The organism is Armatimonadota bacterium (assembly GCA_031081675.1).
Classification (GTDB): Bacteria; Sysuimicrobiota; Sysuimicrobiia; order Sysuimicrobiales; family Kaftiobacteriaceae; genus Calidihabitans; species Calidihabitans tengchongensis.
In genome coordinates, this window is sequence record JAVHLZ010000005.1 from 12,881 (window position 1) to 38,459 (window position 25,579).

Genomic DNA, 25,579 nt, shown 5'->3' on the forward strand with positions numbered 1-25,579 from the left:
AGGTCGAGCAGCGGCTTCCGGAGATCGTGGCCTCCTTGCTGGGCCTGCCGGGTCCTGCACAGGCATCCGCCGGCCCGAAGGAGCGGGGATGACACGGCTACTGGCATCCACCGGTCAATATAAGCGTATTGACACGTTTGCCGGTCAATAGGCACCGTGTCAATATGTACGTATTGACGTTGTGTGACGTCAATGCTTCCGTATTGACCGGTCGGGCAGGGAAGCTGGCGGATGGGACGGATAGCGTGATCCTCACCAGACTGATCCTGGCCAGTCTTCTGGCGGATTTCGTCTTCCAGCCGCCACGCCTGGTGTCCTGGAAGTCACGTGCATCCGCCGGTCTGCTGGTCCACGGGGTGATCCACCTCGCCCTCACGGCAGCGGTGGACGTGGGATACTGGTCCGCCCGGTGCCTGGTCCTGGCGGCAACCCTGGCGATCGCGCACCCTGGCGGTGGATGCGGCGAAGATCCGGATGGACCGCGGTCACTCTGAGGGGTACTGGCCGGTGGCCACGTTCCTGGGCGACCAGGCCCTGCACCTGGCGGTCATGGTCCTCTGCGCTGCCGCGTTCGGGTACGATGGCATCGGCTGGGCCTGGCCGGCTTTGGCGGCCAGCCTGGCGCCGGCGTCCGTCGTCGTCGCCATCGTATACGTGGCCACCCTGTTCGGGGGCGCCGTCCTCGTGCGGCTGGTGACGGACGTCTTCCGCCCTCCCGCCTCCGACGGCCGGAGGCTTCCCGCAGGCGCGGGGGCGTTCGTCGGTGTTGTCGAACGCCTGATGGTGACCACGCTGGTGGCGCCGAACCAGTATGGAGCCGCAGGTTTTGTCCTGGCCGCCAAGTCCATCGCCCGCTACCGCAGGATCGAGGAAGAGAAGGAGTTCGGCGACTACTTCCTGGTGGGGACCCTGACCAGCATGGCCCTGGCCATTTTGGCGGGGCTGGCGGTGCGGCGGGCCCTGGGGTGGTAAGACGGTGGCGCGCGCCTACGAGCTCATCCAGAAAAAGCGCGACGGCGGGGAACTGACCCCCCAGGAGGTCGCCGACCTCCTGTCGGGCTACCTGTCCGGGCAGATCCCCGACTACCAGATGAGCGCTTTCCTGATGGCCGTGTACTTCCGGGGGATGACCGCCCGGGAGACGGCCGAGTTCACCCTGGCCATGGTCCGCTCGGGCCGCACCGTGGACCTCAGCGCCATTCCCGGCGTGAAGGTGGACAAGCACAGCACGGGGGGCGTGGGCGACAAGACCTCCCTGGTCCTGATCCCCCTGGTGGCCGCGGCCGGCGCGCCCGTGGCCAAGCTGTCCGGGCGGGGGCTGGGCCACACCGGCGGCACCATCGACAAGCTGGAATCCATTCCGGGGTTCCGGACCGAGATGGACCTCCGGGAGTTCGTGGCCCAGGTCATCCGGATCGGCTGCGCCATCGTCGCCACCACCGCCGACCTGGTGCCCGCGGACAAGAAGCTGTACGCCCTCCGCGACGTCACCGCCACCGTGGACAGCATCCCGCTGATCGCCAGCAGCATCATGAGCAAGAAGATCGCCGGAGGCGCCGACGCCATCGTCCTGGACGTCAAGACCGGCAGCGGCGCTTTCATGAAGACCCTGGACGGCGCCCGGCAGCTGGCCCGCGTCATGGTGGACATCGGCGCCCAGGTCGGCCGCCGGACGGTGGCGGTGATCAGCGACATGGACCAGCCCCTGGGCCGGGCGGTGGGCAACGCCCTCGAGGTGGAGGAAGCCCTGCAGACGTTGCGGGGAGACGGGCCGTCCGACCTGCGGGACCTGTGCCTGACCCTGGGGGCCCACATGGTGGTCCTGGCCGGTCGGGCCTCCGCCCCCCCGCAGGCGCGGGAGATGCTGCAGCGGGCTCTGGACAGCGGGCAGGCGCTGGAGAGGTTTGCCCGGATGGTGTCCGCCCAGGGGGGCGACCCGCGGGTGGCCGACGACCCGTCCCTCCTGCCCCGGGCGCCGGTGGTCGTGCCTGTTCCCGCTCCTGCCGGCGGTGTGGTGGAGGCTGTGGACGCCCAGGCCATCGGGCTGGCGGCGATGGCCCTGGGGGCGGGCCGGGCCACCACCACCGATGTCATCGATCCCGCGGTGGGCATCGTCCTGGAGCGCAAGGTGGGACAGACGGTGGGGCGCGGTGACCCCCTGGCCAGGGTGCACGCCCGGGACCGCGCTCGCGCGGAGGAGGCCGTGGCGCGGGTGCAGCGCGCGTACCGGATCGGCCCGGCCGCGCCGCCCGCCCGCCCGCTGATCTGGGAGGTGGTGGGCGGGTGATCGTGCGCATCCCCGACCCCTCCCTGGTGGTGCTGTGCGGGCCGGCCGCCAGCGGCAAGTCCACCTTTGCCCGCCGGCACTTTCTCCCCACGGCGGTGGTGTCCACGGACCGCTGTCGGGCCATGATCGCCGACGACGAGGCCAACATCCGCGTCTCCCGGGACGCGTTCGAGCTCTTCTTCCACATCATCGAGCTGCGCCTGCGCCACCGTCGCCTGGCGGTGGCCGACAGTACCGCCCTGCAGCCCGACGTGCGCCGGGCCCTGCGCCAGCTGGCCCGCCGCTACGAGGTGCCGGCGGTGGCCATCCTGTTCGACGTCCCGGAAGAGACGTGCGTGCGGTGGGATGCGTCCCGCCCTCGCCGGGTGGGACGCCCGGTGATCCACCGGCAGTGGGAGCGATTCCAGCAGGCGCTGCGCAGCGTGCCTGGCGAGGGGTTCGACCAGGTGGTGGTCCTGGGCGAAGACGACGTCCGCAGCTGTCGGGTGGAGCTGGTCCCGTCCGCCGCGCGCGCCCGCGAGGCAGCGCCGGAACCCGCCGACGGCTAGGTGGCCGGTCCGTGCGGATCCGAGGGCGGGCGTCCGGGGAGAGGAGGGGGACGATGGAGATCCGACGCGTCGGGGTGGTGGGATGCGGGGTGATGGGCGCCGGCATCGCGGAGGTGTGCGCCCGCGGCGGCTACGAGGTGACGGTGGTGGAGGTCACCGACGACCTGCTGGCCCGGGGGCTGCGGCGGGTCGAGGAGTCGATGAGGCGGGCGGTGGAGCGCGGGAAGATCACCGCGGACGAGATGGCGGCCGCCCGGGAGCGCATCCGCGGCACCACCCGCCTGGAGGACCTGGCCGGCGCCGACCTGGTCATCGAGGCCGTGGTCGAGCGCATGGACGCCAAGAAGGAGGTCTTCGCCCGGCTGGACACGGTGTGTCCGCCGTACACCCTGTTCGCCAGCAACACCTCGTCCCTGTCGATCACCGAGCTGGCGTCGGCCACCGCGCGGGCTGACCGGGTCCTGGGGCTGCACTTCTTCAACCCCGTGCCCGTGATGAAGCTGGTGGAACTGATCCGGGGCCTGCAGACCTCGCCCCAGACGGCGGCCATCGGCCGCCGGTTTGCCGAGTCCCTGGGCAAGACCGTCGTGGAGTGTCGGGACAGCCCGGGGTTCATCGTCAACTTCCTGCTGGTGCCCTACCTGCTGGACGCGGTGCGGGCCCTGGAGCGGGGGATTGCCTCCCGGGACGACATCGACACGGCGGTGGTGCTGGGGCTGGCCCACCCCATGGGCCCTCTGCGGCTGCTGGACCATGTGGGCCTGGATACCACCTACCACATCGCCGAGGCGATGTTTGCCGAGTTCAAGGATCCCCGCTATGCCGCTCCTCCGCTGCTCAAGCAGATGGTGGCGGCTGGCCGTCTGGGCCGAAAGTCCGGCAAAGGGTTTTACGACTACGAGGGGGGCGGCTGACGGCCCATCGTCACCCCGGGGTGGTGCGGGCGTCCCCCACCGCCCTACGCCTGGGGCAGGGGACCGGCCGGCCCCAGGCGGTACAGGCGTCGGGTGAGGGGCGCCGCGGCGCGGGCGAACAGGGCAGCCGCCTGCGCCGCCAGCGCGTCCCGCTGCCGCGCCGGCGCCAGCAGGCAGGCGTGCTCGTGGGGGACGGCCAGCAGCGGGTCGTCCATCCCCGCGGGGACCAGCAGGTCGCCCACCAGCAGCCGGGCGGCGTCGTAGCCGTCCAGGGCCACGTAGTCGGTCCGGGGCCCGCCGATCTCCCGCAGGATGTGCCGGGTGCGCTCCCGCAGGTTGTCGCACGCCCGGGCGTGCAGTCCGTCCAGGCCCATGCCCCAGGCGCGCACCATGCCCTCGGTCACGTACGTCACCTGGTGGTAGCCTTCGATGACGTAGATCACCGCCACCTCGGCGTCCACGCTCCGCCGCGCCAGCCGCGTCTCCGGGGGGTAGTCGTCGGAGGGGGGGAGGCGGTCCTGCCGGCGCAGCAGGGGGAACAGGCGGCCCGCCACCAGCGCCCATGGGGGCGGGGCGACGGGGGGAATCCGGCGGCGCAGCGCGCGGGCCAGCGCGTCGGCCACGCGCGCCGCCGGCAGCCGCCGCAGGCACGCGTCCAGGTAGGCCACCTGAAGGTCCACCTCCAGCTCGTAGCCCCAGACGCTGCAGATCATGCCCCGGTGGGTCTGGCGCCGGCAGGCGATGTCGGGGGTCTGGTCCAGGGCCGACCGCACCTCCGCCCGGAACCGCTCCCATCCCCGCCAGGCGGCAGTCGCCGCGGCGGCCGCCAGCAACGTCCCCGCCGCCCCCGCCAGCCAGCCGTCCACGGCGTTACCCGCGCGGCGCGAACCCGACGATGTCGGCCAGGGTGCCAGTCCGGCGTCGCGGGGGGCGGAGTACGGCCCGCACGGGCATGTCGATGAAGACGTCGGAGGCCGACACCTGCACCAGCCGGCTCACCAAGCCGCCGTCGGTGCCGTCGATGCGGACCAGAGCCACCACCTCGGGGTGAGGCAGGCGATGGCCGTCGAGGTCGGCGTGGACGACGGCGAAGGTGTGCACCCGCCCCGTCGGCTCGACTTCGGACCAGGCCTGGGACAGATCGGAAAAGCAGCGCTCGCAGTACAGGCGGGGAGGCAGGTACGTCAGGCCGCACGCGGCGCACCGGGTGACGGCCAGCCGCCCCCGGTCCTTCAGGGTGGACAAGAACCGCTGTCCGGCCACCCCCGCGGTGTACCGGTAGCTGACCGGCATCGTCCCCGGCCACACCCGATAGCGCTCCGCGCCGGGGGAGCCGGCTGCCTGTCGGCGGCGCTCAGGGGCGGACATGGCTTTTCACCGGGGCGAAGTGCAGGATGTCGGTGATGGCGCCGGTGCGCCGCGCGGCCGGCTTCCACACCGCCCGCACCGGCGTGCCCACCGCGATCTGGCGGCGGATCTCCTCCACCGTGCGTCCCCGCACACCCCCGATCAGGTGCAGGAATCCCCCGCGGGGGGAGGTGCCGTCAATCTCGATGACCGCCGGAATCTGCGGGCGGCGCAGCGGCTTCATGTCCCAGGTGATGTAGCAGATGGAGAAGGTGTTGATGGTCCCGGTGTCGGGCAACTCCACCCACTCGTCCATGGGGCGGAAGTCCAGCTCGCAGAATACCCGGGGCGGGGTGACCGTGCGCCCGCACGCCCGGCAGCGGACCCCCAGGATCCGCCCGTCCCGCAGGCCCGCCAGAAAGCGCGAGATCGCCTCCCCCGCATCCCACGCGTACTCCAGGGCCGGCGTCCAGCTCGCCACCGACGCCCGCGCCATCTCCTCGTCGCTGAGGGGCGTGCCCCGGGGAGCGCGGGGAGGCGCCGCCGGCGTCTCGCGGGACAGGCGGGGCCGGGCCATCAGCGCACCCCCAGGACGACCACGGTGCCGATCTGCATCAAGTCCCCCCACGCCTGCGCCACCCCGCGCTCCGGGTTGCCGGGGACCTGCCGGGCGCCCGCCTCCTGGCGGAGCTGCCAGAACAGTTCGCAGACCTTCATCAGCCCCGCGGCAGCGATGGGGTTGCCCACACCCATCAGGCCCCCGGACGGGCAGGACGGCAGCTCGCCGGTGCGGTCGAAACGGCCGGCCGCCAGGTCCTCGGGGGCCTTGCCCCGGTCCGCCAGCAGAAGCCCCTCCAGGTGGTGCAGTTCCTTGTAGGCAAACGGGTCGTAGGGCTCGGCGATGTGGATCTGGCGGCGCGGTTCGGTGATCCCCGCCATCGCGTAGGCCATCCGGGCGGCCCGCTCCACGTAGCGGGGGTAGGCGAGGTCCCGGTTGCCCCAATACGACGTGTCCAGCGACCACCCCACGCCCTGGATCCACACCGGGCGGTCGGTCAGGCGCGGGGCCAGGTCCTCGGCGGCCAGGACCACCGCGGCGGCGCCGTCGCTGACCGGGCTGACCATCAGGCGGTGGACCGGCCACGCCACCACCTCCGAGGCCAGGACGTCCCGCACCGTCAGGTCCGCCGCCACCTGGGCGCAGGGGTGGGCCAGGGCGTTGCGCTTGTTCTTGACCGAGACCAGGGCGATGTCCTCGTTGCGGATGCCGTAGGCGGCCATGTAGCGCTGCTGCTCGAGGGCGAAGATCCACAGCAGGTTGGGACCCAGGGGGCGTTCCAGGATGTGGTCGAAGATGGTCAGGAAGGCCGCCTGGGGGTGGGGCTGGCAGCTGCTCATCTTCTCCTCGGCCACCACCAGCGCCAGGTCGCACAGGCCCGAGGCCACCAGCGACCAGCCGCTGATGATGCTGAAGACCCCGGATCCCCCGCCCACGTACGCGCGCAGGTAGGGCCTGCGGACCCCCCCGGCGCCGTCCAGCAGCCACTCGCCCTTCATGTGCACCCCGTCGAAGGCGTCGGGCGCCGTGGCCATCACCACGGCCTGGACGTCCCGGAGCCGGACGCCGGCCGACTCCAGAGCCTGCGAGGCGGCGTAGTAGGCCAGTTCCTTGCCGGTCTCCAGAGCGCGGCGCATGAACAGAGTCATACCCGCCCCCACCACCGCCACCCGCCGCCGCGGCCTGCGCCCCATGGTCCCGTCCACGCCCGACCTCCGTTCCCCTACGCCGCTCCCAGGACCAGCACCCCGCCGCTCTGGGTGGGGATCCCCCGCCAGGAGACCACAAGCCCCACGGTGGCACCCGCCACCTGCACCGGTCCGGCCTCTCCCCGGATCTGGCGGACGGCCTCGACCACCCGGTACAGGGCCGAGGCATCGTAGCAGTGTCCCAGGCCCAGGCTGCCCCCGGAGGGGTTGACCGGCAGCCGCCCCCCGCGGCGGGTCTCCCCCTCCAGCACCATCCGCGCCGCCTCTCCCGGGGCGGCCAGGCGGACGGCTTCCAGGTGCTGGAGCTCCTTGTAGGCGTAGGTGTCGTCCACTTCCGCGAAGCGGATCTCGCGGGCGGGGTCGGACATGCCCGCCATCCGGTAGGCCATCTCGGCAGCCAGCGCGGCGTAGGATGCCTGTGCCCAGCCGCGGGTGGCCAGCCAGGGCGTGTCCGAGGCCCACCCGATGCCGCGGATCCACACGGGGCGGGGGCTGTGGGCAGCCGCCTCGGCCGACGCCAGGACCAGGACCACCGCCCCGTCCGCCGCCGGGCTGATGTGCATCTCGCGCAGCGGCTCGCACACCGGCAGCGACGCCCGCACCGCCTCGGGGTCCAGCAGCGCGCCGAACGCCGCGGCGGGATGGGCCAGGGCGTGCCGCCGGTTCTTCACGACCACCATCGCCACGGCCTGCTCGGGGGTGCCGGTCTCGTGCAGGTAGCGGCGCATCTCCATTCCGGCCACGTAGTGGGGGCTGATGCCCGGGAGGCGCTCGTAGATGGGGTCCAGGGCCAGGGCCAGGACCTGCCCGGGACGGCGGACGTTGCTGGCCTTGGCGTGCGCCTCCACCACCACCCGGTCGGCGATCCCGCTGCGGATGAGGGCCACCGCCGCCGCCACTCCCCCCAGGCCGTCGGCGGCCACGGTGTGCACCGGGCGCAGCACCGCGCCGAGCTGGTCGGGGACGTACTCGTCGGTGATGCTGGTACCTTCGTGGAAGTCTTCGGCGACGCTGACGACGCTGTCGACGTCGGCGGCGGTCAGCCCGGCGTCGGCATACGCCCGGGAGGCCGCCTCAAAGACCATCTCGCGGTAGGACCGGTCCGCCGAGACGGGACGCGGCGGCGTGGCCCCCACGCCCACGATGGCCACGCGGTCGGTCACCGCCAGTCCTCCGCCACGGCGCCCACCGAGGGAGATTACCCGGCCGGCGGGCGCGACTCCTGCTCGGAAGGGAAGAGGGAAGAGGGAAGAAGGAAGAGGGAAAAGGGAAGGGCGGGTAGCGGAGGGAACGGTCCGTCGGCACACGAAGTAGGGGATGGACCCTCCGCCTATGGACTTCCGGCTGACCGACGAACACCGGATGGTCCAGGCTGCGGTGCGGGAGTTCGCCACCCGGGACGTCCTGCCCCGGGCCGCCGAGCTGGACCAGACCGGTGCATTTCCCGCCGACCTGATCCGCCGCGCCGCCAGCCTGGGTCTGATGGGCATGACCGTGCCGGAGGAGTACGGCGGCGCCGGGTTGGACGCCATCAGCTACGTGATCGCCCAGGAAGAGCTGGCGCGGGCGTCCGCCGGCCTGCAGACCATCATCACCGTGAACAACTCCCTGGTGTGCGACCCCCTGGTCCGCTTTGGCACCGAGGAGCAGAAACGCCGGTACCTGCCGCGGCTGTGCTCGGGGGCGTCCCTGGGATGCTACTGCCTCACCGAGCCCGCGGCGGGTTCGGACGCCATGGCCCTGCAGACCACCGCCCGCCGCGACGGCGACACCTGGGTCCTGCGGGGCACCAAGGTGTTCGTCACCAACGGGGTGGAGGCCGACGTGTGCATCGTGTACGCCCGCACCGGCCCCGAGCCGGGCGGGCGGGGCCTGTCGGCGTTCATCGTGGAGAAGGGCGCCCCGGGCATCGCCGTGGGCAAGGTGGAGAAGAAGCTGGGGATCACCTGCTCGTCCACGGCCGAGATCGTCCTGGACGACTGCCGGGTGCCCGCCGACAGCCTCCTGGGGGAGGTGGGGATGGGCGGGCGCATCGCCCTGAGCACCCTGGATGGGGGACGCCTGGGCATCGCCGCGCAGGCGGTGGGGATCGCCCGGGCCGCCCTGGAGGAAGCCACCGCCTACGCCGCCACCCGGCGCCAGTTCGGCCGACCCATCGCCGAGTTCCAGGCCATCCAGTTCGCGCTGGCCGACATGGCCACCCGCATCGAGGCCGCCCGGCTGCTCCTGTACCGGGCAGCCTACCTGCGCCAGCAGGGGCTCCGCCACACCCGGGAGGCCTCCATGGCCAAGCTGTACGCCTCGGAGACCGCCATGTGGGCGGCCCACCGGGCGGTCCAGATCTTCGGCGGGTACGGGTACGTGCGGGACTATCCGGTGGAGCGGTACTTCCGGGACGCCAAGATCACCGAGATCTACGAGGGGACGTCGGAGATCCAGCGGCTGGTGATTGCCCGCCACCTGCTGCAGAACCCGTAAGGGAGGGGGAGGCCCGCCGTGCGCGTCGTCGTCTGCATCAAGCAGGTGCCGGACACCGAGGCGCCCATCCGCATCCGCCCCGACGGTGCCGGGATCGACGAGTCGGGGCTGTCTTTCGTGATGAACTACTACGACGAGCACGCCACCGAGGCCGGCCTGCGGCTGCGGGAGCAGTTCGGAGGCACCGTGACCCTGGTGAGCGTGGGACCCGAGCGGGCCCGGGACGCCCTGCGCACGGGGCTGGCCATGGGCGCCGACGAGGCCATCCTGGTCTGCGATCCGCGCCTGGACGCGGCCGACCACCTGGGGGTGGCGCGGGTGCTGGCGGCAGTGATCCGCACCCTTTCCTGGGATGTGGTGATCTGCGGCAAGATCAGCACCGACGACAACGCCGGGATCGTGGGGCCCGCCCTGGCCGAGTACCTGGGGGTCCCCCAGGCGACGGCCATCGCCCGCCTGGAGGTGGATGCCTCGGGCTCCCGGGCGGAGGTCCACCGCGAGGTGGAAGGAGGCGTGGAGGTCCTGGAGGTGCCGCTGCCGGCGGTCCTGACGGTGGAGCGCAGCCTCAACGAGCCGCGCTATCCGTCGCTGCCGGGCATCATGAAGGCCAAGCGCACCCCCATCCGCACCCTGACCCTGGCAGACCTGGGCCTGGACGCGCCGGCCGCCCGGACAGTCCTGACCCGCCTGGAGCCCCCGCCGGCCCGCCGGGCGGGGCGGATCCTCCAGGGTGAGCCTGACGAGGTCGTGCGGGAGATCGTGCGGTTCCTGCGGGAGCAGGCGAAAGTCCTCTGAGGAGGGGGCCATGGGTGCGGACGTGTGGGTACTGGTCGAGCACAGCCAGGGGCGGCCCACGCGCCTCAGCCTGGAACTGCTGACCTGTGGCCGCGGGCTGGCGCGGGAGACGGGAGGGCGCCTGGTGGCCGTGGTACCCGGGCACAGGGTGGAAGATGCGTCGCGGGTGGTGGCCGAGCGGGGCGCCGATCTGGTCCTGAGCGCCGACCACCCCGTGCTGGAGCCCTACACCACCGACGCCTACGCCGCGGTGCTGGCCGAGGCGGTGCGGGAACAGGATCCCGCCGTCCTCCTGGTGGGCAGCACGGCCCAGGGCCGGGACCTGGCCCCCCGGCTGGCGGCGCGGGTGCAGGCGGGCGTCGTCACCGACTGCACGTCGGTGGCCGTGCGGGATGGCGCCCTGGTGGCCACCCGTCCCATGTACACCCGCAAGGCCATCGCGACGGTGCGGGTGGAGGGGGCCGGACCGCGGATTGCCGTGGTCCTGCCGGCGATGTACCCGGTGGCACCGCCCGCGGACCGGCCCGGCGAGGTGCGCCCCTGGCCCGTGCGCCTGGAGGCATCGTCCCTGCGGACCCGGGTGAAGGAGATCCGCGCCCTCAGCAGGGACACGGTGCCGCTGGCGGAAGCGGACGTGGTGGTCAGCGGGGGCCGCGGCATGCGGGGGCCGGAGAACTTTGCCCTGCTGGAGGCCCTGGCCCGCGAGCTGGGAGGGGCGGTGGGGTCGTCGCGGCCCCCGGTGGACTCGGGATGGGTGCCCCACGACTACGAGATCGGGCAGACGGGCAAGACCGTGAGCCCCCAGGTGTACATCGCCTGCGGCATCTCGGGAGCCCCCCAGCACCTGGCGGGGATGTCCGGGTCGAAGTTCATCATCGCCATCAACAAGGACCCCAACGCGCCCATCTTCCAGGTGGCGGACCTGGGCGTGGTGGGCGACCTGTTTGACATCGTCCCCCGGCTCACCGAGGCCGTGCGGGCCGCCAAGGCGTCGGCCTGACCGGCGTCCGCGCCGGCCTCACGCCGGGGACGGAGGTGGTGGCTGTGTCGACATCCGAGGAGATCGCCCGGCTGGCCCGGGAGCGCCGGCGGTGGGAGGAGACTACCCTGGCCGAGTCCCTGGCGCGGCAGCCCGAGCGGCCGGTGCGCTTTGCCACCCTGTCGGAGGCCGAGGTGGCCCGCCTGTACACGCCCGAGGACCTGCCGGGTTTCGACTACCTGCGCGACCTGGGCTTTCCCGGGGAATATCCGTTTACCCGCGGCATCCATCCCACCATGTACCGGGGCCGGCTGTGGACCATGCGCCAGTTCGCCGGATTCGGGTCGGCCGAGGACAGCAACCGGCGCTTCCACTATCTGCTGGCCCAGGGCCAGACCGGCCTGTCGGTGGCGTTTGACATGCCCACCCTGATGGGCTACGACTCCGACCATCCCCGGGCTCGGGGGGAGGTGGGCCGGGAAGGGGTGGCGGTGGACACGGTGCTGGACATGGAGATCCTGCTCCGGGATCTGCCCCTGGACCGGGTCACCACCTCCATGACCATCAACGCGCCGGCCAACGTGCTGCTGGCCATGTACATCGTGGCCGCCGAGCGGGCGGGGTACCGGTGGGACCAGCTGGGTGGGACCACCCAGACCGATATCCTCAAGGAGTTCATCGCCCAGAAGGAGTGGATCGTGCCCCCCCGGCCGTCGATGCGGCTGATCCAGGACATGCTGGTGTTCGGCACCCGCCACCTGCCCCGGTGGAACGTGCTGAGCATCAGCGGCTACCACATGCGGGAGGCCGGCGCCACCGCCGTGCAGGAGCTGGCGTTCACCCTGGCCGACGGCATCGCCTACGTGCAGGCCGGCATCGAAGCGGGGCTGGACGTGGACGCCTTCGCGCCGCGGCTGTCGTTCTTCTTCGACTGCCACAACGACTTCTTCGAGGAGATCGCCAAGTTCCGGGCTGCCCGGCGCCTGTGGGCGCGGATCATGCGGGAGCGCTTCCGGGCCCGCCACCCGCGCTCGTGGTGGCTGCGCTTCCACACCCAGACCGCCGGGGTGTCGCTGACGGCCCAGCAGCCCCTGAACAACATCGTGCGGGTGGCCCTGCAGGCGCTGGCGGCGGTCCTGGGCGGCACCCAGTCCCTGCACACGAACTCCATGGACGAGACCTATGCGCTGCCCACCGAGGAGGCGGTGACGGTGGCCTTGCGCACCCAGCAGATCATCGCCTACGAGAGCGGCGTCACCCACACGGTGGATCCCCTGGGCGGGTCCTACTATGTGGAGGCCCTCACCAACCGCATGGAGGCCGAGGCCGAGGCCTACATCCGCACCATCGACGAGATGGGCGGGATGGTGCGCGCGGTGGAGCTGGGCTTCCCCCAGCGGGAAATCGCCGAGGCCAGCTACCGCTACCAGCAGCAGCTGGAGCGCAAGGAGCGCATCATCGTCGGGGTGAACGAGTTCGTGGTGCCGGAGGAGCGGCCCATTCCCATCCTGCGGATCGACCCCGAGGTGGAGCGCCGGCAGATCGAGCGCCTCCGCCGGGTCCGGGCCGAGAGGGACGCCCGGCGGGCCCGCGCGGCCCTGGACGCCCTGGCGCGGGCGGCGGAGGGGTCGGGGAACACCATGGAGGCCGTGGTGGAGTGCGTCCGGGCCCACTGCACCCTGGGGGAGATCTGCGACGTCTTCCGGGCCGTGTACGGGGAGTACAGGGAGCCGGCGATCATCTAGGACCCGGACGCGATCAGCCGTCAGCGATCGGGATCGGGGATCGGCCGGGCCCCGATCCCGGATCCCGTAGTAAGATAGAGGGTGCCATGGCGGCATCCACCGTGAGGATCCTCATCGCCAAGCCGGGCCTGGACGGGCACGACCGCGGGGCGAAGGTGGTGGCCCGGGCGTTGCGGGACGCCGGGTACGAGGTGATCTACACCGGGCTGCACCAGACCCCGGAGATGATCGTCAACGCCGCCATCCAGGAGGACGTGGACGCCATCGGGTTGTCCATCCTGTCCGGCGCCCACATGACCCTGCTGCCCCGGGTGGTGGAGCTGCTCCGGGAGCGGGGAGCCGACGACATCGTCGTGTTCGCCGGCGGGATCATCCCGGAGGAGGACATCCCCGCGCTGCGGGCGGCGGGCATCCGCGAGGTGTTCCTGCCCGGCACGTCCCTGCAGTCCATCGTCCAGTGGGTGGCCACCCACGTCCGGCCCCGCGGCGTGGCCGCCTGAGCGGTGCGCACGGGACCCCTGCAGGAGGGCGAGCCGGTCCTGCTGGTGGACCGCAAGGCGCGCCGGTACCTCATCACCCTGCGCCGGGGCGCCACCTCGGACCTGCGCGGGGGAAAACTGCACCACGATCACCTCATCGGCACCTCCGAGGGCCGCGTGGTGCGCTCGACCCGGGGAGAGGCGTTCCTGCTGGTGCGTCCCACCCTGGCCGAGTTCGTCCTGGAGATGCCCCGGGGCGCCCAGATCATCTACCCCAAGGACCTCAGCGCGATCCTCCTGGCGGCCGACATCTACCCCGGAGCGTCGGTCCTGGAGGCGGGCACCGGCTCCGGCGCCCTGACCATGACGCTGCTGCGGGCCGTGGGGCCGGCAGGCCGGGTGTATTCCTACGAGGTGCGCCCTGAGTTTGCCCGCCGGGCCGCCCAGAACATCGCCGCCTACCTCGGTCCGCAGGACCACCTGGTGCTGCGGCAGCAGGACGTGTACGCGGGCATCCCCGACGCGCCGCTGGACCGCGTGATCCTGGACGTGCCCGAGCCCTGGCGGGTGGTGCCCCACGCCGCCGCCGCGCTGCGGCCGGGAGGCATCCTGGTCTCCTACGTTCCCACGGTTCCCCAGACGGCGCGCACGGTGGACGAGCTACAGCGCTGCGGCCAGTTCGCGCTGATCGAGACCTTCGAGACCCTGGTGCGGCCCTGGGAGATCGCCGGCCCCAGCGTGCGCCCGGCCCACCGCATGGTGGCCCACACGGCCTTCATCACCACCGCCCGACGGGTCCTGGAACCTCTGTCTGTCTAGACCTCCGCCGCCGTCCGTCCCCGGCTCAGCGCAGGGGCCAGGCCAGCGGGATGACCGCCAGGCTCACCACCGTCAGCACCGCCGCGAGGGGCAGCCCCACCCTCAGGTAGTCGGCCATGCGGTAGCCGCCCGGGCCCATGACCATCAGGTTCACGGGGTTGCCCAGGGGTGTGACGGTGGTGCCGGTCCCCGCGATGACCGCCATGGCGAGGGCATGGGGGGAGAGCGCGAGCGCCCCCGCCACCTGCAGCGCCACCGGGACCAGGACCGCGGTGGCCGCCACGCTGGGCATCACCTGGTTGAGGATCACCGACACGACCACGACCGTCGCCAGAGCCGCCAGCGCGCCGCCTCCGGCCACCCCCAGGGCTGCCCCGGCCAGCGCGCGGGCGGCTCCGGTCGCCTGCAGGGCCGTGCCCACGGGCAGCAGCGCCCCGGTGAAGACCACCACGCGCCAGTCCACCGCCTGCAGGAGGTCGTCGGCGGACAGGCAGCCGCTCAGCACGATGAGGGCGGCCGCCAGCCAGGTGGCCACCACGATGGGCAGGCCGGCCGTCGCCGCCACCGCGAGGACCGCCAGAGACGCCAGCGCCCACGGCGCCCGGTCCGGGCGGACGTCGGCCCTCTGGGAGCCCAGGACCAGGAAGTCGGGATCGCGGCGCAGCTGGGCGATCCGGTCCCGCCGGCCCTGGACCAGCAGCGCGTCGCCGACGCGGAGGGGACGGTCCGCCAGGCCGCTGCGCCGGGGCCGGCCCTCCTGCCAGACGGCCACCACCGTCAGGCCGTACCGCTCCCGGAAACCGACCTCGCGCACCGTCCGCCCCTCCAGCGCGGACCGCGGGGCCAGGACCAGCTCGGCCAGCTGCGCGTCCGCCCCGTCCAGGGCGCCTTCGGGCAGGTCGTCCAGCACCTCCAGGCCGGCGGCCCGGAGGGCGTCGGTCTGGCTCGGATCGTCCAGCCGGCCGGCCACCACCAGGATGTCGCCCGCCTCCAGCCGCTCATCCCGGGAGGGAGCGGCGATCCGCCGACCGCCCCTGACGATCGCCAGGACCGTCAGCCCCATGCGGCGACCCAGATCGCTGTCGCCCAGGGTGCGGCCGACCAGGGGTGAGGCAGGCGAGATGCGCAGGGCGTGCAGCCGCTCCGCCAGCCTGTAGACGTCGGCCAGCCGGGCTTCCTCCCCGGGCGAGGGCCCGCGATCCGGCAGCCAGCGCCGCCCCACCAGGGCCAGATAGGCCACACCGGTGACCAGAAACGCCGTGCCCAGCGGAAGGAACTCGAACAGCCCCAGGGGGCGGTGCCCCGCGTCGGACAGCAGCTGGCTGGCCAGCAGGTTGCTGGGTCCGGAAATGAGGGTGAGGTTGCCGCCCAGGCGCGTGCCCAGGGCCAGGGGCAGCAGCAGCCGCGAGGGGCTGATGCCGGCCTGCCGGGCCGCCGCCACAGCTGCCGGCAGCAGGACGGCCATCGCGCCGACGCTGTTCATGACGCCCGACAGCAGGCCCGCCGCTCCGCAGAACAGCAGGATCAGGCGGACCTCGTGGTTGCCGGTGGCCCGCAGGATCCCCCGGGCGAGGGCGGAGGCGACGCCGGCCCTCTCCAGGCCGGCGCTGATGACGTACACTGCCGCGATCGCGGCCAGCGCCGGAGATCCGAACCCCGCCATCGCCGCCGGCACGTCGAGGACGCCGCCGAGGACGAGCAGCAGGGTCGCGGCCAGCGCCACCACCTCCGGTGGCCACCGCCCCCAGATCAGGACGGCCGCGGCGCCGGTCAGGATGGCCAGGGTGAGGACGGCGGAGACGGGCACAGGCTACAGGGCTTCCACGGCCACCGCGACGGCTTCGCCTCCGGCCAGGCAGACGGCGGCCACGCCCCGGCGCGCTCCGTGGCGGGGCAGGGCGTGCAGCAACGTGGTGAGGATGCGGGCGCCGCTGCACCCGATGGGGTGCCCCAGGGCCACCGCCCCGCCGTGCACGTTCACCCGGTCCAGGGACAGTCCCAGGTCGCGGCAGACGCCGAGGACGACGGCGGCGAAGGCTTCGTTGATCTCGAACAGGTCCACATCCTCCAGACGCCAGCCCACCTTGTCCAGCAGGAGGCGGATGGCGCGGGCGGGGGCGATGGTGAACCACTCGGGTTCCAGGGCGGCGGTGGCCTGCCCCACCACGCGCGCCAGGGGCTGGACGTCCATGCGCCGGGCGGCGTCCGCGGAGGCCAGGACCACCGCCGCGGCGCCGTCGCTGATGCTGCTGGCGTTGGCCGCCGTGACGGTGCCCCCCTCCTCGAAGGCCGGCCGGAGGGCGGGGATCCGCGCGAAGTCTACCCGCCGGGGCTCCTCGTCCTCGGCCACGAGCCGGGTGCCGCCGTCGGAGGGCACCGGGACCGGGGCGATCTCGGCGGCGAACAGGCCGGTGTCCAGGGCTTCCAGGGCCCGGGTATAACTGCGGCGGGCGAAGTCGTCCTGCTCCTCCCGGCTGATCCGGTATTCCCGCGCCAGCAGTTCGGCGCAGTTGCCCATGTGCAGGCGCCGGTAGGCGTCCACCAGCCCGTCCTGGAGGAGGGCATCCACCAGGGTTGCGTCGCCCAGGCGCAGTCCCGTCCGGGCGCGGGGCAGGAGGTAGGGGACGGCGCTCATGTTCTCCATGCCGCCCGCCACGACCACCTGCGCGTCGCCGGCGGCGATCGCCTGGGCGCCCAGCATCACCGCCTTCAGGCCCGAGCCGCACATCTTGTTGACGGTGGTCGCGGGCACCGAGGAGGGCAGGCCGGCGTACAGGGCCGCCTGCCGGGCCGGAGCCTGGCCCACGCCGGAGGTCAGGACCTGGCCCATGATCACCTCGTCCACCCTCTCGGGCGCCACCCGGGCCCGACGCAGGGCCTCGGCGATGGCCACCGCCCCCAGCCGCGGGGCCGGCACCGCCGCCAGTCCGCCCAGGAACCTCCCGATGGGGGTGCGCGCTGCGCTGAGGATCACGATGTCGCCCATGGATGGTCACTCCCGGCCCGTCGTTCGCATCCAGTCTACCCCCGCCGGATGCGGCGGGGCAACGCGGGATCTTCCCCCGCCGCCGGATTCTGTGCTAGACTCGCAGCAACATTTCGCGTGACTCCGGTGAACGTCATGCGCTCGGTCACCGTCGGCCCCCACGGGTATTCGGTCAACGGCCGCGGCCATCTGGAGATCGGCGGGGTGGACGCCCTGGACCTGGCCCGGCAGTTCGGCACGCCCCTGCACGTGCTGGACGAGGACCGGCTGCGGGACAACTGCCGCCGGTACCGGTCCGCCCTGGCCCGGTCGTACGGCGAAGGCCGGGTGGTGTATGCCAGCAAGGCCTGCTGCATCCTGGCCACCTGCCAGATCGCCGTCCAGGAGGGACTGGGGGTGGACGTGGCCTCGGGGGGCGAGCTGCACACCGCGCTGCGGGCCGGCGTGCCGCCCGCGGACGTGGTGTTCCACGGCAGCAACAAGACGGCCCAGGAGGTGGCCGAGGGCCTGCGGGCGGGCGTGGGCCGTTTTGTGGTGGACAACGACCACGAGCTGGACCTGCTGGAGGAGCTCGCCGCCCGCCTGGACACCACGGCCGACGTCCTGCTGCGGGTGACGCCGGGAGTCGAGCCGCACACCCACCGGGCCATCCGCACCGGAGGGGTGGACAGCAAGTTCGGATTCCCCCTGGCCACCGGATCGGCCCATCGGGCGGTGGCGCGGGTGCTGCGCAGTGCCCGCCTGCGCTTGTGGGGAGTGCACACCCACATCGGGTCGCAGATCGCCGACCTGGAGCCGTTCTGCGCGGCGGCCGAGGCCGTGGTGGAGTTCGCCGCGGAGGTGCGGGAGGCGCACGGCGCGGTGGTGGAAGAGGTGAACATGGGCGGCGGGCTGGCCATCCGCTACCTGTCCTCCGACAGCCCCCCGTCCATCGAGGCGTACGTGGACGCGGTGGCGGGCGCCGTGGGTTCGGCCGCCCGCCGGCGCGGGCTGCCCCGGCCCCGGCTGTACCTGGAGCCCGGGCGCTCCATCGTGGGCGACGCGGGGGTCACCCTGTACACCGTGGGCGCCGTCAAGGTCATCCCCGGGGTGCGCACCTACGTGTCGGTGGACGGCGGGATGTACGAGAACCCCCGTCCGGCGCTGTACGGCGCCCGCTACGAGGCGGTGGTGGCGGACCGGCCCCTGGCCCCTGCCGCGCAGACGGTCTCCCTGGCCGGCCGGTGCTGCGAGTCGGGGGACGTGCTCATCTGGGAGGCCGCCCTGCCCCCGGTGCGCAGCGGAGACGTGGTGGCGGTCTTCTCCACCGGCGCGTACACCTACTCCATGGCCAGCAACTACAACCGCTTCCCCCGCCCGGCGGTGGTCCTGGCCGGAGACGGCCGGGCGCGGGTGGTGGTCGAGCGCGAGTCCTACGACGACCTGATCCGCAAGGACGTTCCCCTCTGATCCGCGAACTTCCCTGGGTGTGCGGCGCGCGGCGGGTGCGGTGAGGTCCGGGGAGGAGACCGGGCGTGTGGGGTGATCCTGCCGGGCTCCTGGTGGTGGCCGTGGCGCTGGTGGTCGCCGCCACGGTGCATGAGTACGCCCACGCCTACGTGGCCGACCGGCGCGGGGACCCGACCCCGCGCCGGCAGGGTCGCCTGACCCTGAACCCCCTGGCCCACCTGGACCCGGTGGGATCCCTGCTGATTCTTGTGGCGGGATTCGGGTGGGCGCGTCCGGTGCCCGTCACCCCGGCCCTGCTGTCCCGTCCCCGGCGGGATCTGATGCTCGTGGCCGCCGCCGGCCCGCTGGCCAATCTGACGGTGCTGTTCGCGCTGGGGGCGCCGTACAAGCTGGGCGTGCTGGAGGCCGCCCCGTGGGCGGACGCGCTGTCCCTGCAGAGGGTGCTGGCCGTGTCCCTCAGGGTCAACGCCATGCTGGCCACGTTCAACCTGATGCCCATCCCGCCGCTGGACGGATCCCGGATCCTGGAGGGCCTGCTGCCGCCGAGGATGGTCCCCGCATACGCCCGGCTGCGGCCGTACGGGACGTGGGTCCTCCTGGCGCTGGTCTTCAGCCGGGCCCTGTCGGCGACCCTGGTGCCCCCCATGCGCTGGCTGACGGTCCAGGCCACAGGGTCGGCGCTGTTCTGAGCAGCAGAGGGGGAGGGACGGGCCATCCGGTACACGGTGAAGACGCCGCAGTTTGAGGGCCCGCTGGACCTGCTGCTGAGCCTGGCCCAGCAGGGACAGGTGGATCTCCGGGACGTGGAGGTCGGGCGCCTGGCCGAGGAATACCTGGCCGCCACCGCCTCGGGGGTGGACCTGGAGGAGGCCACCGAGGTGCTGTGGACGCTGGCGGCTCTGGTCGAACTGAAGTCGCGGCAGATGCTGCCCCGGCCGGCTCCGCCCGACGACGAGGCCGTCGCCGCCGAGGAGCCGTCGGACCTGCAGGAGCGGCTGGACGAACACCTGCGGGAGTACCGGGCCTTCAAGGAGGCGGCCACCGCCCTGCGGGCCCTGGAGGACTACCAGGCGCGGGTGTTCGCGCGGTCCCGGGCCGAGGACCCGGCGGCGGTTCTGCTGGAGGGGGTCACCCTGGACGACCTGTTCCGGGCCTTCCAGCAGGTTCTGCAGCGGGCGGCCCGCCCGGTGCGCGAGGTGGCGGGGGAGGAAGTCCGGGTGGCCGACCGCATGGCCGCGATTGTGGCCCTGCTGGAGGCGCATCCTAAGGGTGTGGAGTTCGACGCGCTGTTCAGCGGCGCGGTGACCGCCCTGGTGGTGATCGTCACATTCCTGGCCCTGCTGGAGCTCATCCGCACCCGACAGGTCCGCGTGCGGCAGGAGGAACGGTTCGGGCCCATCCGGCTGTACCGGGCATCCGCGCCATGACGCTGCCCGACGGACTGGCCCCGCCCCCCGACGATCTGGACCTGGACGAGCTCAAACGGGCGGCGGAGTGCATCCTGCTGGTGAGCGGGGGGCCGGTCACGGTCGAGCAGCTCAGCGAGGTCCTGCAGGCACCCGTGCAGACGGTGCACGCGCTGCTGTGGGAGCTGCAGCAGGACTACCGGGGACGCGGGCTGCAGGTGCAGGCCGTCGCGGGAGGGTTCCAGCTCTGTACCCGGCCGGAGCTGGCGGGCTACGTCCAGCGCTACCTGGGGCTCGACTTCCGGCAGCCGCTGTCCCAGGCCGCCCTGGAAACCCTGGCCATCGTGGCATACCGCCAGCCGGTCACCCGGGCGGAGATCGAGGCGATCCGCGGAGTGCGGTCGGATCACGTGCTGGAGCGGCTGCTGGAGCGCCGCCTGATCCGCGAGGTGGGGCGCAAGCAGGCGGTGGGGCGCCCGATCCTGTACGGGACCACCGAGGGGTTCCTGCGCTACTTCGGTCTGGGCAGCCTGGACGACCTTCCGCCCCTGGGAGATCATGACCTCCGCGCGGCCCTGGACGGACTCTCCGCCGCCTCCGGCCGGGACGACTGAGGCGTTTCGCCCGCCCCGCGCCGGGATCCTGGCCGCGCTCGTGGCAGCCGCCGCCGCGGTTCCCGCCCCGGCAATTCAGGCGGCCGCCGCGGCGCTCGTGGACGCAGACAGCGGCGAGGTCCTCTATGCCCACCACCCCGACCGCCGCTGGCCGCCCGCCAGCACCACCAAGATACTGACCGCCCTCCTGGCGGCCGAGGTGCTCGGAGACGACGCCGTGGTGACCATCAGCCCCCGGGCCGGGAGGGAACAGGTGGGAGCGAGGGTGGGCCTGCGGGCCGGTCAGCGGTGGCGGGTCCGGGACCTGCTGGCCGCCCTGCTGCTGATCTCCGCCAACGACGCCGCCGTGGCCCTGGCGGAAGGAGCGGACGGGTCGGTGGAGGCGTTTGTCGCCCGCATGAATGCCCGGGCGCGGCAGTGGGGCCTGACCGGCTCCCACTTCGTGACACCGCACGGGTGGCCCCGGCCCGGCCACTACAGCACGGCCAGGGATCTGGCGATCCTGGCGAGGCGCCTGCTGGAGAACGAGCGGCTGGCGGCCGTGGTGCGGGCCCGCACTCTCGTCCTCGCGCGCCCCGAGGGAACGACCCAGACGCTGGTCAACACCAACCGGCTGCTGTGGCTGTACCCGGGTGCCGATGGGGTGAAGACAGGGTGGGTGGCGGAGTCCGGCCCCTGCCTGGTCGGGTCGGCGAGGCGGGGCGGCCGGCGGCTGGTGGTGGTGCTGCTGAACGCGACCCCGCTGTACGAGCAGGCGATGGCGCTGCTGGACTACGGGTTCGCCCGCACCCCGAGCGGCCGAGGGCGATGAAGCGCCTGTACCGGTCGCGCACCGACCGCTGGATTGCCGGCGTCTGCGGAGGTCTGGCCGCCTACCTGGACGTGGACGTCTCCGCCGTGCGCCTGGCATTCGTCCTGCTGGCCTTCTGGAACGGTCTGGGCGTGATCCTGTACCTGCTGCTGGTTCTGCTGGTGCCCGACGAACCGATCCCCGAGGTGGTCACGGGAGTCGTCCCGCCGGCGGAGGACGAATCTCAGCGGCGGGTGCGCACCCTGGGAGCCCTGCTGGTCCTGGTGGGCGCCTACCTGCTGGCCCAGCAGACCCCCCTCTTTGCCGTCCTGTTCCGCCAGCCCTGGGCCGGGGTGGTACTGGTGGCGGGGGGACTGCTGGTCCTGCTGTTCTGGCCGCGGCGGCGCTGACCCCGGGGGGAGGGCCGGGAGTCAGCCGATGCGGGCGCCCACCTCGGCGGGGCGGTCGGGCTGGAGCAGCACGATGCGTCCGCCGTGCTCGACCACGCCGAGGGTGAGGACCTCGGAGATGAAGTCGGCCACCTGTTTGGGCGGGAGATTGACCACGCAGATCACCTGGCGACCCACCAGATCCTCCGGCCGGTAGTACGGGCGGATGGCGGCCGACGACCGCCGGACGCCGTAGGGGCCGAAGTCGATGGTCAGGCGGTAGGAGGGCTTGCGGGCCCTGGGGAACTCCTCCACCGAGCGGATGAGGCCCACCCGCATCTCCACCTTTTCGAAATCCTCCCAGCTGATGCGCGCCATGGCCACCTCCCCGGGCAGGGGCGGCCGCCGAGGCGCGGCCGCCGCAGGTCGCGTGCGCCGACGTGGCTGTTCGCCGCCCTCGGGCGCCCCTCATGCCGGCGGCAGATGTGCCGGGGGCGGCCCCCCGGCATGAGCGCCCGGCGCCGACCGATCGTCGCCATCGATGGCCCGGTGGGGGCGGGCAAGACCACCGTGGCGCGGGCGGTGGCCCGCGCGCTGGGATTCCGCCACGTGGACACCGGGGCCATGTACCGGTCGGTGGCGTGGGCCGCCCTCAGCCGGGGCGTGGACCTGTCCGACGAGGCGGCCCTCACGGCCCTCGCCCGGTCCCTGGAGATCCGCCTGGAGGACACCCCCGACGGGCAGCGGGTCTGGGTGGACGGGCGGGACGTCACCGAGGCGATCCGCGACCCGGCGGTGAGCGAGGCGGCGTCGGTGGTGAGCACCTACCCGGGAGTGCGGGAGGCCATGGTGGCCGCCCAGCGGCGCCTGGGCGCCGACGGCGGAGTGGTCGTGGAGGGCCGCGACATCGGGACGGTGGTGTTCCCGGACGCCGAGGTCAAGGTCTTTCTCACCGCGTCGGTGGAGGAGCGGGCCCGCCGCCGGTACCGGGAACTGCGCGCCCGGGGCGTGGCGATCAGCCTGGACGAGGTCCGCCGGGCCGAGGAGGAGCGGGACCGGCGCGACCGCACCCGGTCTCACTCTCCCCTGCAGCCGGCCCCCGACGCCGTCGTGATGGACACCACCGGCGTCCCGGTGGACGAGGTGGTCGGATCCATCCTCGCGCTGTGCCGACGCGCCGTGCCGTGAGCGCCACTGTGCTGTACCGCCTGAGCTGGATCGCGTTCGCGCTCCTGTTCCGCCTGTTGGGCATCCGCCGGCGGGTAGAGGGACGCGAGTACGAACCCCGGCCGCCGTACCTGATCGTGGCCAACCACGCCAGCGAGGCCGACATCCCCCTGGTGGGCCTGTCCCTGCGCGCGCGGGTCGCGTTCATGGCCAAGGACGAGCTGCGCCGCCTGCCTCCGGTGGCGTGGTGGGTGCGCGGATGCGGGAGCTTTTTCGTGCGCCGGGGCGTCCCCGACCGGGACGCGGTGCGGGAGGCCCTGCGAATGCTGCGGCGCGGGTGGGCGGTGTGCATGTTCGCCGAGGGCACCCGCAGCCGGGACGGGCGGCTGGGGCCGTTCCACGAAGGGGCCGCCTATGTGGCGCTCAAGGCCGGCGTTCCCGTGCTGCCCGTGGCCATCGCGGGCAGCCATCGGGTGCGGGTCGCGGGCTGGCGGCTGCCCCGCAACGTCGACGCGACCATCCGGATCGGTCCACCCCTGGTCCCGCGGGCGGAGGGGGCTGTCCGGGAAGCGGTGGCGGAGTGGACGGCGCGCCTGCGGGAGGCGGTGCGGGCGTTGTTGCCGCCCGACCAGCAGCCCCTGGACGCGCCATGACCTGCCCGGATCCGGGGGGCGCGCAGCGCGGTCAGGGGGCGTCGCCAGCGGAGGGCGCCGGCACCAGGACATCCAGGGCCTGCGGGATGACGCGGAACGACGCCGGCACCGTCCCCACCACTTCGCCGTCGGCGTGGATGGCCAGCGGGGTGGCGCTGTCCACCTGTACCGTCCGGGCGGTGGTGTGGGCCACCTTGGGGTGCAGCAGGTGGCGCCCCGAGAAGACCGAGGGCAGGACCCGCAGGGTCTGCAGGGGCGTGAGGTCGGTGGCGTAGACGACGGCCAGCAGGCCGTCATCGATGCGGGCGTGGGGGGCCATGTACATGCCGCCGCCGTACCAGTTGGTGTTGGCCGCCGCCAGCAGATAGAGCCGGACGCGCCGGGAGGAGCCGTCCACGACCAGCGTGACCTCCACCGGGCGGTAGGTCGCCAGGGTGATCAGAATGCCGGCCACGTACACGGCCGTCCCGCGGATCCACCGGGGCCACCGGTTGACCCGCCGCGCCACCTCGGCGTCGAATCCCACGCCCGAGATGGTGGCGTAGTACCTGCCGTTGACCTCGCCCACGTCCACCCGTCTCCGCACGGCTCCCACCAGAGCCCGGGCGGCCGCGATCGGGGAGAGGGGGATGCCCAGGCTGCGGGCAAAGTCGTTGGCGGTGCCCTCGGGAATCAGGGCCAGGGGGGGAGGGGAATCGGCGCGCAGCAGCCCGTTGATCACCCAGTGGCTGGTGCCGTCGCCCCCCACGGCCACCACCACGTCCCAGGCGCCGCCGGCCGCCCGGGCCCGCGCCTCGGCCTCCTGGGGCGAGCCGGTGACGACCTCCTCCAGCGTCCATCCGGCCTGCTGCAGGACCGTGCGGACCCGAGGCCAGGTGCGGCGGGCCCGGCCCCGGGCCGCGAACGGGTTGATCACGACCAGGGCCCGGCCGGACCCTGCAGGCGGGCGGGACGACACGCATGCCGTATACGGCGCCCGCCTGCGGTCCTCCTGTCCCCGGCGTTGACACCCCCCCGCCCCGGTGTATGCTAGGGGCGATGGAGATCGTGGTGGCCAGGCACATGGGGTTCTGCGGCGGCGTGCGCCGGGCGGTGGAGATGGCCCGAGCCACCGCAGAATCCGCCACCGGGCCCGTGTTCACCTGGGGTCCGCTGATCCACAATCCCCAGGTCGTCTCCCGCCTGCGCCAGGAAGGTGTGGAGGTGGCCACCGCGCTGGAGCAGCTGTCCGGCGAGGCGTTCGTCGTCTCCGCCTACGGGGTGGAGCAGGCCGTTCTCGGTGCCGCCCGGGCGCGGGGGATGCGCATCGTGGACGCCACGTGTCCGGTCGTCATCCGGGCGCACTCGCTGGCCGTGCGGCTGGTGGAGGAAGGCTACCAGCTCATCGTGGTGGGCGACCACGGCCACCCGGAGATGGTCACCCTCAAGGAGGCGCTGGGCGACCGGGTGACGGTCGTGCACACCCGGGAGGAGGCTGCCCGGGTGCCGCTGCGCGGCAAGGTGGCGGTCATGTCGCAGACCACCCAGGCCCGGGAGAACTTCCGCCAGATCGTGGGAGACCTCAGCCTGCGCGCCCGGGAACTGCGGGTTGTCAACACCCTCTGCCCGGCCATCACCGTCCGGCAGGAAGAGGCCGAGCGCCTGGTGGAGGAGGTGGACGCCCTGGTGGTGGTGGGAGGCCACCACAGCGCCAACACCACCCGCCTGTGGGAGATCGGGCAGGCTCACGGCCGGCCGACCTATCACATCGAGGTGGCCGACGAGCTCCGCCCCGAGTGGTTTGCCGGCGTCCGGCGGGTGGGGGTGATGTCGGGAGCCAGCACGCCGGAGTGGATCATCTCCGAGGTGCTGGCGCGGCTGGAGGAGATTGCTGCCCGCCTGCCCGCGCCCGCGGCGACCTGACACCCCGGGGGCGCCGTGGAGGGTGAGCCGCGGGCGGGACCGTCAGCCGGTCCTCCGGATCCCGC

The 25,579-nt window shown here is 73.1% G+C and carries 29 protein-coding genes; 20 read left to right on the plus strand and 9 right to left on the minus strand.

Annotated elements, in window-relative coordinates:
- Window positions 1-245 precede the first annotated feature (245 nt).
- From RB150_02840 to RB150_02860, 5 genes are read left to right on the plus strand one after another with little or no spacing between them, the layout of a single operon-like run.
- Entirely contained in the window at window positions 246-494 is a 249-nt protein-coding gene (locus tag RB150_02840; GenBank protein ID MDQ7819477.1) for a DUF3307 domain-containing protein, read from the plus strand.
- Entirely contained in the window at window positions 475-972 is a 498-nt protein-coding gene (locus RB150_02845; GenBank protein MDQ7819478.1) for a hypothetical protein, read from the plus strand. Before RB150_02840 ends, RB150_02845 begins: the two co-directional genes overlap by 20 nt.
- Before the next feature lie 4 nt (window positions 973-976).
- Window positions 977-2,287, plus strand: coding sequence for a pyrimidine-nucleoside phosphorylase (locus RB150_02850; protein MDQ7819479.1), 1,311 nt, complete (start codon window positions 977-979; stop codon window positions 2,285-2,287).
- Window positions 2,284-2,835, plus strand: coding sequence for an AAA family ATPase (locus RB150_02855; GenBank protein ID MDQ7819480.1), 552 nt, complete (start codon window positions 2,284-2,286; stop codon window positions 2,833-2,835). The genes RB150_02850 and RB150_02855 overlap by 4 nt, the downstream gene beginning before the upstream one ends.
- A gap of 53 nt (window positions 2,836-2,888) precedes the next feature.
- Entirely contained in the window at window positions 2,889-3,749 is an 861-nt protein-coding gene (locus RB150_02860) for a 3-hydroxybutyryl-CoA dehydrogenase (protein ID MDQ7819481.1), read from the plus strand.
- A 44-nt stretch (window positions 3,750-3,793) separates the two neighbouring features.
- On the opposite strand, the gene RB150_02865 is transcribed toward RB150_02860, so the two are convergent.
- Genes RB150_02865 through RB150_02885 form a run of 5 tightly spaced genes read right to left on the minus strand, consistent with a single transcriptional unit; the run spans window position 3,794 to window position 8,026 of the window.
- Window positions 3,794-4,615, minus strand: a complete 822-nt coding sequence (locus RB150_02865; GenBank protein MDQ7819482.1) for a hypothetical protein — start codon at window positions 4,613-4,615, stop codon at window positions 3,794-3,796.
- 4 nt (window positions 4,616-4,619) lie between these two features.
- Window positions 4,620-5,117 (minus strand): Zn-ribbon domain-containing OB-fold protein, encoded by a 498-nt coding sequence (locus tag RB150_02870; GenBank protein ID MDQ7819483.1) that lies wholly within the window; start codon window positions 5,115-5,117, stop codon window positions 4,620-4,622.
- Entirely contained in the window at window positions 5,104-5,673 is a 570-nt protein-coding gene (locus RB150_02875) for a Zn-ribbon domain-containing OB-fold protein (GenBank protein ID MDQ7819484.1), read from the minus strand. The genes RB150_02870 and RB150_02875 overlap by 14 nt, the downstream gene beginning before the upstream one ends.
- A complete protein-coding gene (locus RB150_02880) occupies window positions 5,673-6,848 on the minus strand; it encodes a thiolase domain-containing protein (protein ID MDQ7819485.1) in 1,176 nt (391 codons plus the stop codon). The genes RB150_02875 and RB150_02880 overlap by 1 nt, the downstream gene beginning before the upstream one ends.
- A gap of 29 nt (window positions 6,849-6,877) precedes the next feature.
- A complete protein-coding gene (locus tag RB150_02885; GenBank protein MDQ7819486.1) occupies window positions 6,878-8,026 on the minus strand; it encodes an acetyl-CoA acetyltransferase in 1,149 nt (382 codons plus the stop codon).
- Window positions 8,027-8,195: 169 nt separating this feature from the next.
- On the opposite strand from RB150_02885, the gene RB150_02890 reads away from it, so the two are divergent.
- The 6 genes from RB150_02890 (at window position 8,196) to RB150_02915 (ending at window position 14,158) form a co-directional block, all read left to right on the plus strand.
- Entirely contained in the window at window positions 8,196-9,341 is a 1,146-nt protein-coding gene (locus RB150_02890) for an acyl-CoA dehydrogenase (protein ID MDQ7819487.1), read from the plus strand.
- 18 nt (window positions 9,342-9,359) lie between these two features.
- Window positions 9,360-10,136, plus strand: coding sequence for an electron transfer flavoprotein subunit beta/FixA family protein (locus tag RB150_02895; GenBank protein ID MDQ7819488.1), 777 nt, complete (start codon window positions 9,360-9,362; stop codon window positions 10,134-10,136).
- Window positions 10,137-10,146: 10 nt separating this feature from the next.
- Window positions 10,147-11,136, plus strand: coding sequence for an electron transfer flavoprotein subunit alpha/FixB family protein (locus RB150_02900; GenBank protein MDQ7819489.1), 990 nt, complete (start codon window positions 10,147-10,149; stop codon window positions 11,134-11,136).
- A 44-nt stretch (window positions 11,137-11,180) separates the two neighbouring features.
- The gene (locus RB150_02905; protein ID MDQ7819490.1) at window positions 11,181-12,860 is read left to right on the plus strand and encodes a methylmalonyl-CoA mutase family protein; all 1,680 of its coding nucleotides are present in this window, start codon (window positions 11,181-11,183) and stop codon (window positions 12,858-12,860) included.
- A gap of 86 nt (window positions 12,861-12,946) precedes the next feature.
- Window positions 12,947-13,360 (plus strand): cobalamin B12-binding domain-containing protein, encoded by a 414-nt coding sequence (locus RB150_02910; GenBank protein ID MDQ7819491.1) that lies wholly within the window; start codon window positions 12,947-12,949, stop codon window positions 13,358-13,360.
- A gap of 3 nt (window positions 13,361-13,363) precedes the next feature.
- The gene (locus RB150_02915; GenBank protein ID MDQ7819492.1) at window positions 13,364-14,158 is read left to right on the plus strand and encodes a tRNA (adenine-N1)-methyltransferase; all 795 of its coding nucleotides are present in this window, start codon (window positions 13,364-13,366) and stop codon (window positions 14,156-14,158) included.
- A 25-nt stretch (window positions 14,159-14,183) separates the two neighbouring features.
- Here the strand turns inward: RB150_02915 and RB150_02920 are convergent, their stop codons facing one another.
- Complete coding sequence (locus RB150_02920; GenBank protein MDQ7819493.1) at window positions 14,184-15,965, minus strand: SLC13 family permease; 1,782 nt, start codon at window positions 15,963-15,965, stop codon at window positions 14,184-14,186.
- 3 nt (window positions 15,966-15,968) lie between these two features.
- Window positions 15,969-17,144 (minus strand): thiolase family protein, encoded by a 1,176-nt coding sequence (locus RB150_02925; protein ID MDQ7819494.1) that lies wholly within the window; start codon window positions 17,142-17,144, stop codon window positions 15,969-15,971.
- 135 nt (window positions 17,145-17,279) lie between these two features.
- Between RB150_02925 and lysA the strand changes: the two genes are divergently transcribed.
- From lysA to RB150_02955, 6 genes are all read left to right on the plus strand, one after another.
- On the plus strand, window positions 17,280-18,593 hold the full coding sequence (gene lysA, locus RB150_02930) for a diaminopimelate decarboxylase (protein ID MDQ7819495.1): 1,314 nt from the start codon (window positions 17,280-17,282) through the stop codon (window positions 18,591-18,593).
- A gap of 65 nt (window positions 18,594-18,658) precedes the next feature.
- The gene (locus RB150_02935; protein ID MDQ7819496.1) at window positions 18,659-19,282 is read left to right on the plus strand and encodes a site-2 protease family protein; all 624 of its coding nucleotides are present in this window, start codon (window positions 18,659-18,661) and stop codon (window positions 19,280-19,282) included.
- A 36-nt stretch (window positions 19,283-19,318) separates the two neighbouring features.
- On the plus strand, window positions 19,319-20,020 hold the full coding sequence (locus tag RB150_02940) for a segregation/condensation protein A (GenBank protein ID MDQ7819497.1): 702 nt from the start codon (window positions 19,319-19,321) through the stop codon (window positions 20,018-20,020).
- Window positions 20,017-20,613, plus strand: coding sequence for an SMC-Scp complex subunit ScpB (gene scpB / locus RB150_02945; protein MDQ7819498.1), 597 nt, complete (start codon window positions 20,017-20,019; stop codon window positions 20,611-20,613). Before RB150_02940 ends, scpB begins: the two co-directional genes overlap by 4 nt.
- Window positions 20,558-21,424, plus strand: a complete 867-nt coding sequence (locus RB150_02950; GenBank protein MDQ7819499.1) for a D-alanyl-D-alanine carboxypeptidase family protein — start codon at window positions 20,558-20,560, stop codon at window positions 21,422-21,424. Before scpB ends, RB150_02950 begins: the two co-directional genes overlap by 56 nt.
- Entirely contained in the window at window positions 21,421-21,813 is a 393-nt protein-coding gene (locus RB150_02955; protein ID MDQ7819500.1) for a PspC domain-containing protein, read from the plus strand. Before RB150_02950 ends, RB150_02955 begins: the two co-directional genes overlap by 4 nt.
- A 21-nt stretch (window positions 21,814-21,834) precedes the next feature.
- Here RB150_02955 and RB150_02960 read toward each other — a convergent pair whose 3' ends face one another.
- Entirely contained in the window at window positions 21,835-22,170 is a 336-nt protein-coding gene (locus RB150_02960; GenBank protein ID MDQ7819501.1) for a tRNA-binding protein, read from the minus strand.
- A gap of 129 nt (window positions 22,171-22,299) precedes the next feature.
- Between RB150_02960 and cmk the strand changes: the two genes are divergently transcribed.
- Together cmk and RB150_02970 are read left to right on the plus strand one after the other, a co-directional pair.
- Window positions 22,300-22,980: a (d)CMP kinase gene (cmk, locus tag RB150_02965; protein ID MDQ7819502.1), complete on the plus strand. Its 681-nt coding sequence runs from the start codon at window positions 22,300-22,302 to the stop codon at window positions 22,978-22,980.
- Window positions 22,977-23,612 (plus strand): lysophospholipid acyltransferase family protein, encoded by a 636-nt coding sequence (locus tag RB150_02970; GenBank protein ID MDQ7819503.1) that lies wholly within the window; start codon window positions 22,977-22,979, stop codon window positions 23,610-23,612. The genes cmk and RB150_02970 overlap by 4 nt, the downstream gene beginning before the upstream one ends.
- A 31-nt stretch (window positions 23,613-23,643) precedes the next feature.
- Here the strand turns inward: RB150_02970 and RB150_02975 are convergent, their stop codons facing one another.
- Window positions 23,644-24,528 carry a diacylglycerol kinase family lipid kinase gene (locus tag RB150_02975; protein MDQ7819504.1) on the minus strand — a complete coding sequence of 295 codons (885 nt, stop codon included), beginning with the start codon at window positions 24,526-24,528 and terminating at the stop codon, window positions 23,644-23,646.
- 110 nt (window positions 24,529-24,638) lie between these two features.
- Between RB150_02975 and ispH the strand changes: the two genes are divergently transcribed.
- Window positions 24,639-25,514 carry a 4-hydroxy-3-methylbut-2-enyl diphosphate reductase gene (gene ispH / locus RB150_02980; GenBank protein MDQ7819505.1) on the plus strand — a complete coding sequence of 292 codons (876 nt, stop codon included), beginning with the start codon at window positions 24,639-24,641 and terminating at the stop codon, window positions 25,512-25,514.
- Window positions 25,515-25,579 lie beyond the last annotated feature (65 nt).